Source organism: Synechocystis sp. PCC 6803 substr. PCC-P (assembly GCF_000284455.1).
In the GTDB taxonomy this organism is placed as follows: Bacteria; Cyanobacteriota; Cyanobacteriia; order Cyanobacteriales; family Microcystaceae; genus Synechocystis.
This window is the reverse complement of record NC_017039.1, coordinates 1,076,050-1,090,896: the sequence shown is the minus strand read 5'-3', so window position 1 is coordinate 1,090,896 and position 14,847 is coordinate 1,076,050. Positions and strand designations below refer to the sequence as shown.

Genomic DNA, 14,847 nt, shown 5'->3' with positions numbered 1-14,847 from the left:
TTTTTGACCATATTCTATACTTTTTCCGATGTTGACCGATGCGTTATGGGGGTGGAGTGTTCAATCGATTAGCCTAAAGGGGCTGTATTGATCGCACAAACCGCTGTAACTGCCGACGTTCTAATTCCAAAACCCGTCGGGCAAAATCAGGGTTATGGTCGAGAAAATCATCAAAAGTATGGACTGAGATGGCTAAAATGCGTGTTTTTTAGCTGGCCGCAACGATAGTATTTTCTGAATTGCTGTGGGCCAAGACTTCTAACTCATCCAACGCTTGTCCGGGTTGGTAGTCGGAGCCATTTCTTCTGCTCTTTTTTCCTATCTGGCGATCGCCCCTGGGTGGAGAGTGGTCAAGGCTCCTATGGCACTGGCATAGGTCACTGCCTGGCAACTGAGATGAGGGTCTATGAATAAATTCTCTCCGTGGGTCAGGGCCTGGGCCAAAAATCCGGCCACAAAACTGTCCCCAGCCCCGGTAGTATCCCGCACATTAACTTTAAAAGCAGGGACTTCCCCATGGTTTTTGCCTAAGGAGTAGGAACAACCCTTGTCCCCGGCGGTGACCAATACTCCCTGGAGGTGGGGTAGTTTCTGGTGGATGGTGACCGGATCTTGGTGACCAAACAGCCACACTGCTTCCTCGTCGGTACATTTTAAAATTTGGGCATGGGTAATCAGGGCGGGAATTCTTTCCTTTGCCTGTGCTTCATCGTCCCAAAAAACCGATCGCCAGTTGACATCTAAAAATATTTTTACCTGGTGCTTTTTCGCCAATGCCACTAACCGCTCCGTGGCAGTGCGACTGGGGGCATAGGCCAGGGCAATGGTGCCCATCACCAAATATTGAGCTGAGGTGAATAGGGATTCGGGAATGGTTTCTCCCTGCATCGCTGTGTCGGCAAAATCCCCGGTGTGATATTCCCCAAACCCAGCAAAATGGCGATCGCCGTCCCCTGTCCGGGTCACATAAACCAAACGGGTGGGCCGGTGGGGATCGATTTGGAGCCCATCGGTATTAACTTGACATTGCTGTAGAACATTTTTAAGTTCTTGTCCGGCCTGGTCTGCCCCCAAACGACCAACAAAAGCGGCGCTAACACCTTGTTTGACTAGGGCACAGGCCACATTGGCAGGGGCACCACCGGCGTAGTTAGTCCAGGATTTAACTTGTTCCAAGGGGACTCCCAACTGGTCTGCCAAACAGTCGAAGAGCATTTCTCCAAAACAGACAACCTCAGCCATGGATACTTAACCTGTTCCAAAATTCATTGCTAATTCCCTTTCATCCTAGCCTGGGGACTGAAAGAGCTTGCAAGGATCATGTTTGCCCAGTCCGCAATGGCAATTAAGCCCTCAGCCTTTCCGAATAGGGCAATAGGACGCCCTTGGTTTGCTAATGTTGGAGGAGTTTTGGCAAATTTTGCCCCGTTTTTAGCCGTACTTGAGTCACCATGGAAGTAAGCCAGAGCAAGCCTGAAGGATTTTTGCCCCCCCGTTCTTTGCTGGTCGGGATGGCGATCGGTGCAGTCATTCTCTTCATCTGTGCCACGGTGCGCCATTGGCTGTTCCAATCCACTGCTCTCGATTTGGGTTTCTTTGACCAGGCTATTTATCTGATCAGTCAGGGGGAATATCCCCGAGTTTCCTTTCGGGGTTTCCATATTTTGGGGGACCACGCCGCCTTTTTGGTTTATCCCATAGCGATTTTTTACAAAATTTATCCCTCCGTTTATTGGTTATTTCTGATCCAGGCGATCGCCTTAGCCTTGGGAGCTTGGCCCACTTGGCAATTGGCAAAACAAACGGGACTGGGGGAAAAAGAAAGTTTAACCATGGCCTTGGTTTATGGCCTATATCCCCTAATTTTTAACATCAATTTATTTGACTTTCACACTGAAGTAATCGCCGTACCTGCTCTGCTTTGGGCCGTGTGGAGCGCTAGGGCGAATAAGTGGGGGATTTTCTTAATTAGTTTAGTCACAATCTTGGCTAGCAAAGCAGTACTTTCCCTCACCGTATTTATGCTAGGCATTTGGTTATTGATTTGGGAAAGAAAAAGGTTAATGGGACTCATTACCACCGTGGCGGGCATTGCCTGGTTTATCATTACCACCAAAGGTATTATTCCTGCTTTTAGCGGAGAGGAAGCAGCGGCGGTGGGTCGTTATAGTTTCCTGGGGGATTCCGTTGCAGAAATTATTTTAAATTTAATTCTTAAACCCCAAATTGTTTTAGGGATGTTATTTACCCTGGATAATTTATTTTATTTGGTGCTATTAACTGCGCCGGTTATTTGGGGAATTTGGGGCAAAGCTTGGGCTATGTTTATCCCCGCCATTCCCGCCCTATTTGTTAATTTGGTCACCGATTATCTGCCCCAAAAAGATTTAATTCATCAATATTCATTGCCAATTTTGCCCTTTTTGCTCCTAGTGGTGATGACCCATTGGTATCAGGGCAGTAGTTGGTTAAAAAAGCTCCGGTGGATTATTCTCTGGACGGCGATCGCCTTTTTAGCTTTGGGGAAATACACTTATTTTTTCGGCCGGTATTGGCACCATTGGGGACAATTGGCTAACCTACAAACGGCGGTGTCCTTAGTGCAACCAGGTGATCGGGTTTTGACTTCGCCCCACCTGGCGGCCCACCTGAGCCATCGACCAGATTTGGAATTAGCCATTGAAGCGGAAGCTCCCTTCGATCTGAACCGTTTTGATGCCGTATTGTTGCAGACTAACTACGCTGGTTGGGAAAATTCCCAGGGCACGGTGGAAGCCCTAGCCCAGCGGGTGAGTCAGGATTCAGCTTTTACGCCAGAATATCAAGAGAACGAGGTAATTCTTTATCGACGGGCCCCTTCTATTCCCTAATTTCAGCTCCGGTTTCCCATGGGCAAATTTCTTGATCTCCTACAAAAATACTGGCTTTTGCCCTGCCTTTTGCTAGCGGGTTACGGGGGAAACTATTTCAAGTTACATATATTTTTTGGAGTTGATTTTCTTTTTGGCAGCATTGCCACTTTACTGGTTTTGGTTTGCTATAGCTTGCCCTGGGGTCTAGTTAGTGCGGCGATCGCCGGTAGTCACACCCTGATCATTTGGCGCCATGGCTACGGCATATTAATAATCATCCTGGAAGCCCTGGTGGTGGGCTTGATGTTGCGCCGCCGGCAAACAAACTTAGTCCTAATTAATAGTCTCTTTTGGCTATTAATTGGCATACCGTTGGTTTATATTTTTTACCGTTGGGGCTTAAATATGACCTCGGTTACCACCAGTTTAATCACTCTTAAGCAAGCTACCAATGGCATTTTTAATAGTTTAATTGCCAGTTTTTTAATCACTGGCTTTGGTTTGTCGAAGCAGAAGTTTTCCCCCTCGACTAATCCAGCTTTTTTTCCCTGGAAAAAACTGTCTTTTGAGCAGACTTTGTTTAATTTGCTGGTGGCATTTGTCTTTTTCCCCCTCTTTTTTATCACTGTTGTTAATGGTCAAGAAGCTTTTGTACAAATGGAAAAGCAAACAGTCCAAGAACTAACAGCTTTATCCATACCCATTCAAAATTCTGTTGAGGATTGGTATCAAAGTCATCTGGAAGGAGCAGAGGTTTTTGCCACCGAAATCTTACCTTTAGTAGCTGCAATCAACCAGGGTAATGGGGCGCAACTACCTGCCCTTAGCCTTATGACCCACACCATACAAACAGCTTTTACTGGCTTTAGTAATATTTATGTCGGCGATCGCCAGGGGCAAATTATTGCCAGTTCTCCTGAATTTAATGAAGTGGGAGAATCACGACTAGGACTGATTCAAGCAGAAAAAATAGCTGGTTTTTCCATTCCCTCGCAAATACAAGTATCTCCACTACACCGCACCAATGTGAACGTCGATCCCCATGTGGCTATCACTATTCCACTAGTGGCTAACAATAGCTTTGAGGGCTTTATTAATGCTTCTTTAAACCTGGCTAAAATGAAAGACCTTCTATATGCAAATAGGGTCAGTAAGGAATTAAATATTACCCTCATCAATGGGCAAAATCAAGTGGTAGCCAGCACCATTGCTAATGTATTACCATTGGAAATCTATCAACCTTTTGAGGGGGGAGACCCTCGGGATTTAGGCTCATCAAATTACCATTGGTATCCCGATACACCGGCTAATCCTACCATCCGCTGGCGCGACTCCTATTATTATCATATTTTGCCCTTGGATAAAATTAATGATTGGCAATTAGTGCTTGGTTTGCCCGCTCGGGAAAGCATCGAAAAACTACAGGCTCAATCAGTACAAAAATTGGGCTTGCTATTATTTTTAAGTCTAGTGGGTTTGGTGGTTGCCATTGGTGTGAGTAAGCGGGTAGCTAATCCATTATTAACTTTAGCTAAAATCACCACTGACATTCCCACTAAAATGCAATACCAAGGCTTAACTCCCATTGCTCTCCGTAGTGAAGTCAGCGAAGTAATTACTCTGAATGAAAACTTTAATGAAATGCTGATTACTTTGCAAAATCAGTTTAAAATCATTAAGCAGGCCAAGGATAACTTAGAAATGAGAGTGGCGGAAAGAACCCACACTTTAATTGTGATTAATAAGCAACTAGCGGGGGAAATCGAAGAACGTCAGCGCATTGAAATTAAGTTGAGGGAAGCAAAGGAAAGTGCCGAATTAGCCAACCGTGTTAAGAGTGAGTTTTTAGCTAATATTAGCCATGAAATTCGGACTCCAATGAATGCTATTTTGGGTTTTTGCGACTTACTTTTACAAAAAGATCTTAGTTTGTCCCAAACCAAGAAATATCTCAATGCCATTGGTTCTAGTAGTAAGATTTTGTTGGCACTGATCGATGACATTTTAGATATTTCTAAAATTGAAGCAGGCAAATTAGTCATCCATCTAGAGCCAGTAGATTTAAGGGTAATAATTAGGGAAATCAAACAAATTTTTGATTACAAAGCTGAAAGCAAGAGTTTGTTGTTAACTATCCAAATAGATGAAACCTTAAACCAAGCTATTTATTTTGATGCGGTACGTCTGCGACAAATTTTATTTAATTTAGTGGGTAATGCTCTTAAATTTACGGAGGAGGGACAGGTTTTTATTTACATTGGCGTGGAAGGCATTCAAGTCCGTTCCCAGGGCACCTATATTTCTCTAGCCATTGAAGTCACTGACACGGGCATCGGCATTGCTCCAGAAGACCAAGCGAAGATTTTTGATGTTTTCACCCAAAGTCAGGGCCAGAGCACTCGCAAATATGGGGGCACAGGTTTGGGCTTGACCATTACTAGGCGCTTGACTGCATTATTAGGGGGAGAAATAAGTCTTTCCAGTCGGCTGGGGGAGGGGAGCACGTTTATTTTGCATTTCCCAGCGGTACGTTTGGTGGAAAATTCACTCAAGTCCGACCTCACCAATGGTGATGGGGGAAATTTAACCGATCGCCTAGGGTCGATGTCTTCATCTTCCGCCAATACAACGGAAAAACTTTTGCCCACTAGGGTTGGGAATATGGCCCCTGACAACAACTCCTTAGGCAACCACAACGGGCCTAGCCAAGGCTTCCCTAGGGCAGTCCCCCTCATTGACCAAGCCCAACGACAACAATTGATTTCTCTGCTGGAACAGGAAGAAACTAATGTTTGGAATAAATTACGCCATACCCTCATTTCCCGGCAAATAAGAAACTTTGGCGATCGCCTTTCAAGTTGGGGGAACGAATATGGCTGGGAAGATTTACACACCTATGGTCAGAGCATTATCAAGGCTTTGGAAAATTTTGATAGCCGTCGATTGGAGCAACTTATGGGTCAATTTCCCCAATATAGAGCTAGTCTGACGGAAGTTTCTGCCGGAGTGGATGGTAAGCATGCTTCCGAGTAGGCAAAAAAGTTAGTATGGAATCCCTTTCAATTCTCTAACCATGGCCCAATTTCGTTGGCAGTTAATTCCCCCTGTTACTCCCCCGGCTATTTTTGTCGAACAGGTGCGTCGCCATTGTGGCCAATCCAGCGGTCAATTTGCCGCCCAATTACTGTGGCAAAGGGGCATTCAGTCAGCGGATCAGTTGGGTGGGTTTCTTTCCCCGGATTGTTATACTCCCACCAGCCCTTGGGAATTTGGCCAGGAAATGAAATGGGCTGTACAAAGGTTGGGCCAGGCCATGGCCCAGAAGGAAAAAGTCACCATTTGGGGGGATTTCGATGCCGACGGCATTACTTCCACTGCAGTGTTATGGGAAGGATTGGGGCAATTTTTTCCCCAGGATAGCCAGTTGACCTACACCATCCCTAACCGTTTACGGGAGTCCCACGGCCTCAACCGACCGGGACTAGAACGCTTAGCAACCCAGGGTACAAAGTTAATTGTCACCTGCGACACTGGCAGTACAAATTTGGACGAAATTGTCTATGCCCAGCAGTTGGGCATGGATGTAATTGTCACCGACCACCATACGTTGCCAGACGATCGCCCGGAGGTGGTGGCCATTATTAACCCCCGTTACTTTGCCGATGGCCATCCCCTGTTTAACCTTTCCGGAGTAGCAGTGGCTTTTAAGTTGGTGGAAGCTCTCTACAACCAATATCCCACAGTGCCCCAACAACCCTTGGAGGATTTACTAGATTTAGTGGCGATCGGTCTAATTGCCGATTTGGTTACCCTGCAAGGTGATTGTCGTTACCTAGCCCAACGGGGCATTGCCCAACTCCGTACCCAAAAAGATCCAGCCACTGCCACCCGCCCTGGCATCCATGCCCTACTTAACCTTTGCAATCGCAACGGCGATCGGCCCACAGACATTGGTTTTGGTATTGGCCCCCGCATCAACGCCATCAGTCGCATTAAAGGGGATGCTAGCTTTGGAGTAGAACTACTCACCAGTCGGGACACAAAAGTTTGTAACCAATTGGCGGCCGAAGCGGAAACCCTCAACAGTAGACGCAAGGGATTACAGAAATCTGTCATTATCGAAATTGACCAACGACTCCAAAACATTGACCTATCCACCACCGGGGTAGTAGTACTCACCGATCCCCAGTGGCCTACAGGGGTTTTGGGCCTAGCCGCCAGTCATGTAGCCCAAACCTGTGGCCGTCCGGCCATTTTGCTCAACACCCAAGATGGGAAAATTGCCAAAGGATCAGCCCGTTCTGTGGCCAACATTGACCTTTATGCCCTACTGCACAGTCAACGACATTTAATGCTGGGCTTTGGAGGCCATCCCTTTGCCGCCGGTTTGAGCTTGCCTTTGGATAAATTGCCGTTGTTCACGGAAGCGGTCAATCAACAGTTTTGGCAAAGCTACGGAGCCCAGATCAGCTTGGATCCGATTCTGGCAGTGGATCTCCAAGTGAAGGTGGCAGATTTAGGACAGGACCTCTTTCGGGAATTTAATTTGCTTGAACCCTATGGCATGGGTAACCCCGCACCCAAACTACTACTGGAAAATGTGCAAGTCGGGAGGCCCAGCTTTCGCAATATCAAAGACCGCACTGGTAATAAAGTGTCCTACCTAAAAACCAGCTTTCGGGTAACGGACTATCCGCCTAAAACCGATGACGATGGCCAAGTTGTTCAATGCCCTGGGGTTTGGTGGGGCCACCATCCCGATGAACTGCCCCAAAATGAACCGTTGGATCTGGTGGTGGAATTAGACTTCAACACCTACGACCGGCAGTATGAAGTGCGCCTGATCGATTTCCGCTTACATCAACCCCAAGGAATTGCCCCTAGTCAAACTAGTACCAATTTAATTGACCGCCGTTCCCCCCATGCCCCAGACCAGGATCTTTCTCCCCAAGGTCATGTCCTCCGCACCTGTCCCAGCAGTTGGTCAGAATTGCGCCGGGCCTACCAACAGGCGATCGCCGCCCAGCAACCCCTAGTGTTGGATTATCATTTCTTACCCCAATGCCCTAGTAGCTTAGTGGCCGAACTAGAAGCCCAATGGCATGGGCGGGAAACGGCCCAACTTTCTCCCCTCAGCTTGCAAAAACAATGGGATTTTAGCCATGGCTTAGCAAGTCAAATTCTGGTCCTAATCCAAGAGTACGGCCCAGCGTTAAACTCAGGCAGTGCTTGGCCGAAAGCTTTGGTCCGCCAAATTGAAACTTTAATTGCAGAAGAACAATTCCAAAAGCAATATTTCAGCCAGGTGTCCCTAACCCCCGAGCTTTTGGCCACCGTACCCGACAAGCCATGAAAATTATTTTGCGATGCTGGGAATTTAGTGTATCATTGTTAACTGTCCGTTGGAGAAACAGACAAGGCTTGGTAGCTCAGTTGGTTAGAGCAGGGGACTCATAAGCCCAAGGTCGGCGGTTCAAATCCGCCCCGAGCCATTTCTAGTTTAGAGTTTTTCTACCTGGATGTTATGGGCTTTCAGGGTTTTTCCGTTTTCTGAGTTAGTCGAGCATGGGGAGTAGAAATAAAGCTCACTAACCCTTGATGGCAAGGTGATTTTTCCCGTGGCAACTCCATGGAGTTGTACGCCAACCTTAGCGGTTAAGAACGGCGGGAATGATTATGGCGAGGGCCGAGGTGGCCAAAAGGCCAAAGGCAATATTGACAATTTGCTGGGAAGCTTTCTGGTAAGTATCTAGTTTGCTGTCATAGATTTTAATTTCTGTCACTAGGTTAGTAAGAATCGTTTCAATTCGGTCTAGGCGTTGCCCCTGTTCATTCAAGCTATGTCTTTGAGCTTCAAGATCTTCGGAGATCTGCTCTAAGCGAATATTGTCATTGTTAGTCATGGAGTCTCCTTTTGCGGAGGTACTAGCGCCCCTGGATTAATTGTAGTGGCAGCCCAGATTTCAAAAGAAGCTAAACCATAGATGCTAAAGAGTGTCCCAAGCATAATGGCGTCTCCAGACCATCGTAAATTCCCTAACCCGGGGCGAGGATGATTGCTTTGTCAGTTTGGGAAACCATCAGGCACCAACTTTAAAGGTTGCTAGAAGTTGGCTGGTCACTGTTTACAAGGGGATTTTGCACCAGTTGACGACAGTGGTGACGATATACGGGGTCGATAAACTGGCTCTGCAATGGTTGCCATTGGTCCCAATATCCCAGGCGATCGCCATGGAAAATAGCACTCCATTGGGGACAGAGTTGCTTTAGGTCTACATCCAGGTACTGCTCCACCATGGCCCTCAAAACGAAGCTATCTTGCAAATTGCCGAGGATTTCTTGGGTCATTTTTACCTGGGCTAATAATTGTTGATATTCTTCCCCAAAGTAATCGCTAAATAGCTCCATTTGGTAGCGGGTGCGTTTTGCTTCTTTACGTAAATCGTGCAAAATTGATTCTTCCCCGTCTAACAAAGTTTCAATGGCGGTAGGACTGAGGTCAATACAGCGACGTTGTCGGTTTGAACTGTTAGTATCGGGGTCAATTTCTGTACCAACCAACCAACCGGGATGAAGAAAAAATTGGCTCAGTTGGGGCAGAAGTAAATCAGGTAATACATCGGCGATCGCCAAACCACCGAGGCTAGTGAAGTGGGGATGTTCTAGCCATATTTCCCAGCTCTGTTTAAATTGAGTAAATTTGTCGTGGGTTAACAATTTATAGGTGGCTTTAAACGCCTGTTTTCGCTCCTTTTGTAAACGTTTTAAAACTTTTTCCAAACAACCTTGTTCCGATGTTGGTAAATGGGGTAAATATTTATGGAGCAAAATTTCCTGCAAAACATCATTGTCCCGTTGCACTCCCAACTGTTGACCTATTTTTCCGATTTTTCTTTCCGTAATGCCCTGGGGTAATTGCACGGCTGGCATAAAACCAATGACCGCCGTTCTTAACCGTCGTACCCCCACCCGCAACTGATGCAGATCCTCTGGGTCTTGATCTTTTAAAACCCTAGGGGCATATTTAAAAATTTTTCCAGTGTGTTTCCCGAAGGCGAAAACTGCTCGATCGCCAAAGCTATGTGTTGTTTCCATGTCAAATAAATCACCCTAAATGCTCCGTTGTCTCCATCGTAGGATAGGAATTTGGGTCTTTGACAAGATTATGAATAGGTTAAGAAGTCTGGTTGGACAGGCAAGTTCTGGGGAAAATTCTCCCGATTCGTCGTTTACTGTTGTGGCGATATTTTGTGTGCATCCAAGGGAAAATTGATTATTCCACATCGGTTCAAAATGGTTGAGCACTGGCGGGAATGATACTGAGTTCCAGTTCAAAGGCGATCGGCTCCTCCGCTACCGATGTGATTACCAACTCGTAATAACCGGCTTGGTCAGTGGGGCCAGACCAGCGGTGCATGGCAGAATTTTGCAGAATTACCTCCGGCCCGGTGGGGGGATAGAAGGAAATTCGAGCGGTGGGAGGGGCGGTTAATTGTAGGCTGAACTCCTCTGTGGGGGGAATGGTAACAGCATAGGCATAGCCTTCTCCTGGCTCCAGGGTGCCATTGAGGTTGAGCTGATTGGTATCGTCAAAACTCAGTCTTTGGTAATGGCTTTCATCCTCCAGGCTTGCCAAGCTGTCAAAGGCCATGGCATTCCATACCTGGGCCAGGGGGCGTTGCTCAAATTCCGGTTCCCCCAATAAAGCAGGGCTGACCATGGGTAAATAGTGATGGAAACGGGCATTGACCAAATCGTAAAAACTACGACTGCTGAGGCGCAATTGATTTACCCTCGGAATCCAGCGGCGGCGATCGCCGGAATTGTTTTGGGCAAAATCCCTCGTAGCTTCTCGACTCAAACTTTCCAAGGCATCCAACACAGTGATGGTCATGGCCATCTGTTGCTCTGGGGAGCCGAGGCTCAGAGGGGCACCATTGGTATTGGGGTTCTTTTCCAACCTTTGCTGGGGGTCAATACCCAACTGAAAAGCTAAACCATCGTCCATCAAGGTCTGAAATCGTTGGGGAGAAATGCCTAAATTTAGTCGGCGGGCCCGAATTTCATTTTTAATCTCCAAATCGGTTTTTTCCGGCACATCATCCCCCGGTTCTTCCTGTGCCAATTTCTCCAACGCCGCCCGTTGTTGATTATCTAGCCATAACTGCCCTGCTCCCCAGCCTAGGGCCATGGCGATCGCCATCAAGCCCAGTAAGATGAATGATTTTTTGACTAGCCCCTTTAACCCATCGACTCGGACCATATTTTTTACTTTTGCGGAAGAAGAAGATTCAGGAGACTGATGGACTGTGGGGAAAGGGGGTTCCCCGGTGCTAGATTTACCAACGCCATTATCAGTTTGCTCTGGTATGGTGGACGTCAGGTTAAACTCAGCCACTGTAGGCAAAAAATGCTGGGGCAAGTTGTTCAGATTGTCCGTCAAAGTAGGCCAATCCACCAGGGGCGGCCAAGCTAGTAATTTCAGCAATAACTGGCGAAATTCCTGACTGAGGGCAACGGAGGACAACAGGTTTTCCCAAGGTGGGTTAGGGTTAACTTCCCCCGTCAGCAAGGCGATCGCCCCCAGGCCTAGACCATGTAAATCTCGTCGGTCTTCCCCTGGAGTACCGGAATAATATTGACTATGAGTAAAATCTACCAACACTGGCAGCCCATCCACTGTACGGCGCATTATACTACTGGGGCTAATCTGGCCATGGCAAATTTTCTGGATGTGGAGATAGTGTAAAACCGGTAGCAGTTGACGGCACCATTGGCGTACTTCCAATTCCGTAAAAGCTTTCCCCTGAAGGCGGCGGTCTTTGAGCAAATCGAAATAGGATTGTCCTTCGATAAAATCCTGTACTAGATAAAGCTCTGACCCCAGGGCAAAAAACTCCCGGAAATTAGCAATTTGGGGATGGTCGAGGGCGTAGAGTATTTCCGCCTGTTGCTTAAACAAATTGCCGGCTTTGTCCCCGGGGGGCGCAGTTAAAACCGTGATGGTGCAGGGTTCATCAAAGCGGTGGGTATCTTGGGCCAGATACTGCTGACCCAGGGAATTTTGTCCTAAATGCAGTTGAATCAGGTAACGGTCATCGAGGCGTTGGCCCAGGGACAAGGATGGGGTCATTGGGGGAAAGGAAGCAAGTTATCCAGCCGATGGCACATCCTAGCTTAATTTGACGGTACAGGGTTCTTCTTCTGCCACCATTGAAAACGAGGGGCGGGAAACTGACGGTCTAGCAATACGGTCAGGGGCGAAAGACAAAACAAGGCCCAGAACAAAGCAGTGGGCAAGTAGAAGTGATATTGCAAAATTAGGCTAAAAATGGCGATCGCCGTAGCCCAGATTAAACGACTAGAGCGGGCATTGGGAATGGAGCGGGGATCGGTGAGCATAAACAGGGCAAACACCAGTAAACTGCCATTTTCCAAATGATGGAAACTAACTTCCGGCGGCCAACCTAACCAAGCGTTGCGGGCTAAATCCAACCCGGCATAAACCGCCAAAAACATTATTGATGTGTCCCATCGTCCCACTTTACCCAACACCAAACCCCCCGCAGCCAGGAAAACTGCTCCCAACCAGAGAGTCGTGCCCCATTGTCCAGGGGAAACCCACGCATCCCCCGTTAAAGTCAGAGCGGCAATAATGCCGAAGTTAGCCGGATTAAACCAATGTTTACCCCAGGCTTGCAACAAAAATTTGCTGGCGATCGCCAAACTAGCCGCCAATATCAAAGTGGATAAATGGTTGGCTCGGAGTAATAGACAAAGACCTAAGCCAGTAATCAAAGCACTTTTCCAACCTTGATGTCTCCATAAACTCTGCCAGGTATCGAGGGAAAACCACCGACTAAAATTGCCCTGTTGATTAATGGTGAATAAGGATTGCACTGTCAGGGCAGTGGCCAAAACAACGGCGATCACCAGGGGGCTTAAACTCCAGTCCCGGGCCAATATCCCCAAACTCAAAAAGCTACAGAGAAAAATAATCTGGTAATCCCGGGCATCACGGTGGACAGTCAGCATGGGTTTTCCTGGCAAAAAAGTATTTTCATCTTAGAAGATATTTGGGAGCCTTGAAACCTACCAAGGACAGCATAAAATGAGGGCAGTGGGTGACGCCTAGAAACGCCTCCCCGACAGGTTCAATGCCATAAATCTTCAGAGCAGAGGGATATGTCTTCTTTTTTTATGCCAACGAAGGCCAGGAGCCAATGCATGTCCATGTTAGGCACGGAGGTGGGTATGCCAAGTTTTAGATCGAACCCGTTGAGCTGGATTATGCTAAAAGCCTAAAAACAAAACAAATTGTTAGAGCAGAAAAATTAATTGTTGATAATCTAGATTTGATCAGGAGCAAGTGGCACAATGTTTTTGGCATCTGAACAAACTATTCAAGCCGAGAGGGTATGGGTTGAAGATCGATGGATTTGTGTTCGCCTACAGGATGAACGGGAGATTCGTTTTCCTGCTCACAAAAATAAACGATTAGCAAAAGCAAGCTCGGAACAGTTAGCGGAGGTTAAATTGATTTGTGGCGGAACGGGACTCCATTGGGCAAGCTTAGACGAAGACTTATCCGTTGTTGGCATTTTAGAAGGAAGACTAGGATAGGATGAACTGACCGAGGACTTTGGTGGAAGAAAAAACGCAATCAAGCCAAACTCGCTGAATTTATTGCTAAGCAGAAAAAGTCTGTCTAGGCATTCTTTTGGGGGGAGATTATACTAAGTTTATTTGGAGTACCTATTCCCTTGGGCTGTGCAGATAATGCAGTCACCTCTGCTCACTGACAATCTCGATCTGTTTCTACAACGCGCAGAAATTGAGGCTTCCCCAGCCTGGGAATTTATCCGGGGGCAGGCCCAGCAGAAACCCATGCCGACGTTGTTTCATTCCCGCCTACAGCGTAATCTGGTCAACGTCATTAATGCACAAACCAGGGATTATGAGGCCATTCAGGAATTGCGCTGTATTGTGCCCCCATTTTCCCCCGTACCTGACATTGCCGTTGTAAAAAGCAATCTCCTGGCGGAGGAAGACGGGCCATTGAAGGGAGCGCCGGACTGGTTAATCGAAATTCTGTCCCCCGATCAAAATATTCTTAGCCTGCAAACCAAAATTCTGCATTGTTTGACTAATGGGACAAAACTCGCTTGGCTCATTGATATTTATCGTCAACAAATCTGGGTTTGGAATCAGGAATCGTTACCTTTAATTTATCAGGGACTGGAAAATCCACCCACGTTAGACAATCTTTTGACTTTGACTGTTAATGACGTAATGGCCATGACCCGACAACGCTAACGATGAAAATTTGGGTGTTTTACCAGGCCTTGGGTTTAAATTTCTCATCATTAAGAATGACCAAATCTTCCCCCGATTGGGCAATTACAAATAACCCTTTTTTATAGGCATAGCGAGCCACATCACCCGGAATAACCATGGCTGCCACTGCCCCAAGAAGATTAAAATTTTGATAACGGGGCAAAAGTCGCTTAAATTTACCCAATCTTTCCAGGTGTTCATCCACATCATCCTGGCTTAATTTACTTTTCACCTCAATGGCGATCGCCTCTGTGCCATTCACCACCAAAATATCAATTTCAATGCCATCTTGACTGGTCTGAAGAGATACATCAGAGGAAATTTCTTGGACATCAATGCCCCATTCTCGAAATAATCGCACCGCCGCCGGCCGCACCTGGGATTCCACAAATTCCCCGAGCCGGTTGCCCAATTTTCCTATTTGTTCATCTACCCGTTGGCTTTGTTCTTTCAGCAAACGCTCTGTTTCTCGAAATCTTCGCTCTGACTCCTCCCGTTGTTTTTAAAACCGGCGATCCATTTGCTGAGAACGGCGATCAGCCTCTTGACGCATTCGTGCCGATTCTTCTCTTTGTTCCTTCTGGACTTGGACTAGCTCTCCCAGGAGTTGCCACACTTCATCCGCTGTTGTCGCCATAATTACTTAGGATTTAGCCTA

Annotated in this window: 13 protein-coding genes and 1 tRNA gene; 7 read left to right on the top strand and 7 right to left on the bottom strand. The window is 47.0% G+C overall.

Annotated elements, in window-relative coordinates; all coding sequences use genetic code 11:
* Nucleotides 1-318: 318 nt before the first annotated feature.
* Nucleotides 319-1,242 (bottom strand): carbohydrate kinase, encoded by a 924-nt coding sequence (locus tag SYNPCCP_RS05100; RefSeq protein WP_010872191.1) that lies wholly within the window; start codon nt 1,240-1,242, stop codon nt 319-321.
* 209 nt (nt 1,243-1,451) lie between these two features.
* Here SYNPCCP_RS05100 and SYNPCCP_RS05095 point away from each other — a divergent pair, with 209 nt between their 5' ends.
* The 4 genes from SYNPCCP_RS05095 to SYNPCCP_RS05080 all read left to right on the top strand — a co-directional run bounded on the left by SYNPCCP_RS05095 (nt 1,452) and on the right by SYNPCCP_RS05080 (nt 8,344).
* On the top strand, nt 1,452-2,870 hold the full coding sequence (locus tag SYNPCCP_RS05095; RefSeq protein ID WP_010872190.1) for a DUF2079 domain-containing protein: 1,419 nt from the start codon (nt 1,452-1,454) through the stop codon (nt 2,868-2,870).
* Nucleotides 2,871-2,888: 18 nt separating this feature from the next.
* The gene (locus tag SYNPCCP_RS05090) at nt 2,889-5,885 is read left to right on the top strand and encodes an ATP-binding protein (RefSeq protein ID WP_010872189.1); all 2,997 of its coding nucleotides are present in this window, start codon (nt 2,889-2,891) and stop codon (nt 5,883-5,885) included.
* Nucleotides 5,886-5,925: 40 nt separating this feature from the next.
* The gene (gene recJ / locus SYNPCCP_RS05085) at nt 5,926-8,205 is read left to right on the top strand and encodes a single-stranded-DNA-specific exonuclease RecJ (RefSeq protein ID WP_010872188.1); all 2,280 of its coding nucleotides are present in this window, start codon (nt 5,926-5,928) and stop codon (nt 8,203-8,205) included.
* Between the two features lie 65 nt (nt 8,206-8,270).
* Nucleotides 8,271-8,344: transfer RNA gene (locus tag SYNPCCP_RS05080), tRNA-Met, on the top strand.
* A 156-nt stretch (nt 8,345-8,500) separates the two neighbouring features.
* Here SYNPCCP_RS05080 and SYNPCCP_RS05075 read toward each other — a convergent pair.
* The 4 genes from SYNPCCP_RS05075 to SYNPCCP_RS05060 all read right to left on the bottom strand — a co-directional run bounded on the left by SYNPCCP_RS05075 (nt 8,501) and on the right by SYNPCCP_RS05060 (nt 12,887).
* Entirely contained in the window at nt 8,501-8,755 is a 255-nt protein-coding gene (locus SYNPCCP_RS05075) for a thylakoid membrane protein (protein ID WP_010872187.1), read from the bottom strand.
* 190 nt (nt 8,756-8,945) lie between these two features.
* The gene (locus SYNPCCP_RS05070; protein ID WP_010872186.1) at nt 8,946-9,947 is read right to left on the bottom strand and encodes a CHAD domain-containing protein; all 1,002 of its coding nucleotides are present in this window, start codon (nt 9,945-9,947) and stop codon (nt 8,946-8,948) included.
* A 193-nt stretch (nt 9,948-10,140) separates the two neighbouring features.
* Nucleotides 10,141-11,985 (bottom strand): serine/threonine protein kinase, encoded by a 1,845-nt coding sequence (locus tag SYNPCCP_RS05065; RefSeq protein ID WP_010872185.1) that lies wholly within the window; start codon nt 11,983-11,985, stop codon nt 10,141-10,143.
* A 44-nt stretch (nt 11,986-12,029) separates the two neighbouring features.
* Nucleotides 12,030-12,887: a Na+-translocating NADH-quinone reductase subunit B gene (locus tag SYNPCCP_RS05060; RefSeq protein WP_010872184.1), complete on the bottom strand. Its 858-nt coding sequence runs from the start codon at nt 12,885-12,887 to the stop codon at nt 12,030-12,032.
* Between the two features lie 131 nt (nt 12,888-13,018).
* On the opposite strand from SYNPCCP_RS05060, the gene SYNPCCP_RS17855 reads away from it, so the two are divergent.
* From SYNPCCP_RS17855 to SYNPCCP_RS05050, 3 genes are all read left to right on the top strand, one after another.
* On the top strand, nt 13,019-13,120 hold the full coding sequence (locus tag SYNPCCP_RS17855; RefSeq protein WP_197525961.1) for a DUF4160 domain-containing protein: 102 nt from the start codon (nt 13,019-13,021) through the stop codon (nt 13,118-13,120).
* A gap of 109 nt (nt 13,121-13,229) precedes the next feature.
* Complete coding sequence (locus SYNPCCP_RS17850; protein WP_020861608.1) at nt 13,230-13,475, top strand: DUF2442 domain-containing protein; 246 nt, start codon at nt 13,230-13,232, stop codon at nt 13,473-13,475.
* A gap of 147 nt (nt 13,476-13,622) precedes the next feature.
* Entirely contained in the window at nt 13,623-14,168 is a 546-nt protein-coding gene (locus SYNPCCP_RS05050) for a Uma2 family endonuclease (RefSeq protein WP_010872183.1), read from the top strand.
* A gap of 19 nt (nt 14,169-14,187) precedes the next feature.
* Here SYNPCCP_RS05050 and SYNPCCP_RS05045 read toward each other — a convergent pair whose 3' ends face one another.
* Together SYNPCCP_RS05045 and SYNPCCP_RS17760 are read right to left on the bottom strand one after the other, a co-directional pair.
* Nucleotides 14,188-14,646, bottom strand: coding sequence for a hypothetical protein (locus SYNPCCP_RS05045; protein ID WP_020861606.1), 459 nt, complete (start codon nt 14,644-14,646; stop codon nt 14,188-14,190).
* Nucleotides 14,647-14,691: 45 nt separating this feature from the next.
* A complete protein-coding gene (locus SYNPCCP_RS17760; RefSeq protein ID WP_255345284.1) occupies nt 14,692-14,826 on the bottom strand; it encodes a hypothetical protein in 135 nt (44 codons plus the stop codon).
* Nucleotides 14,827-14,847 lie beyond the last annotated feature (21 nt).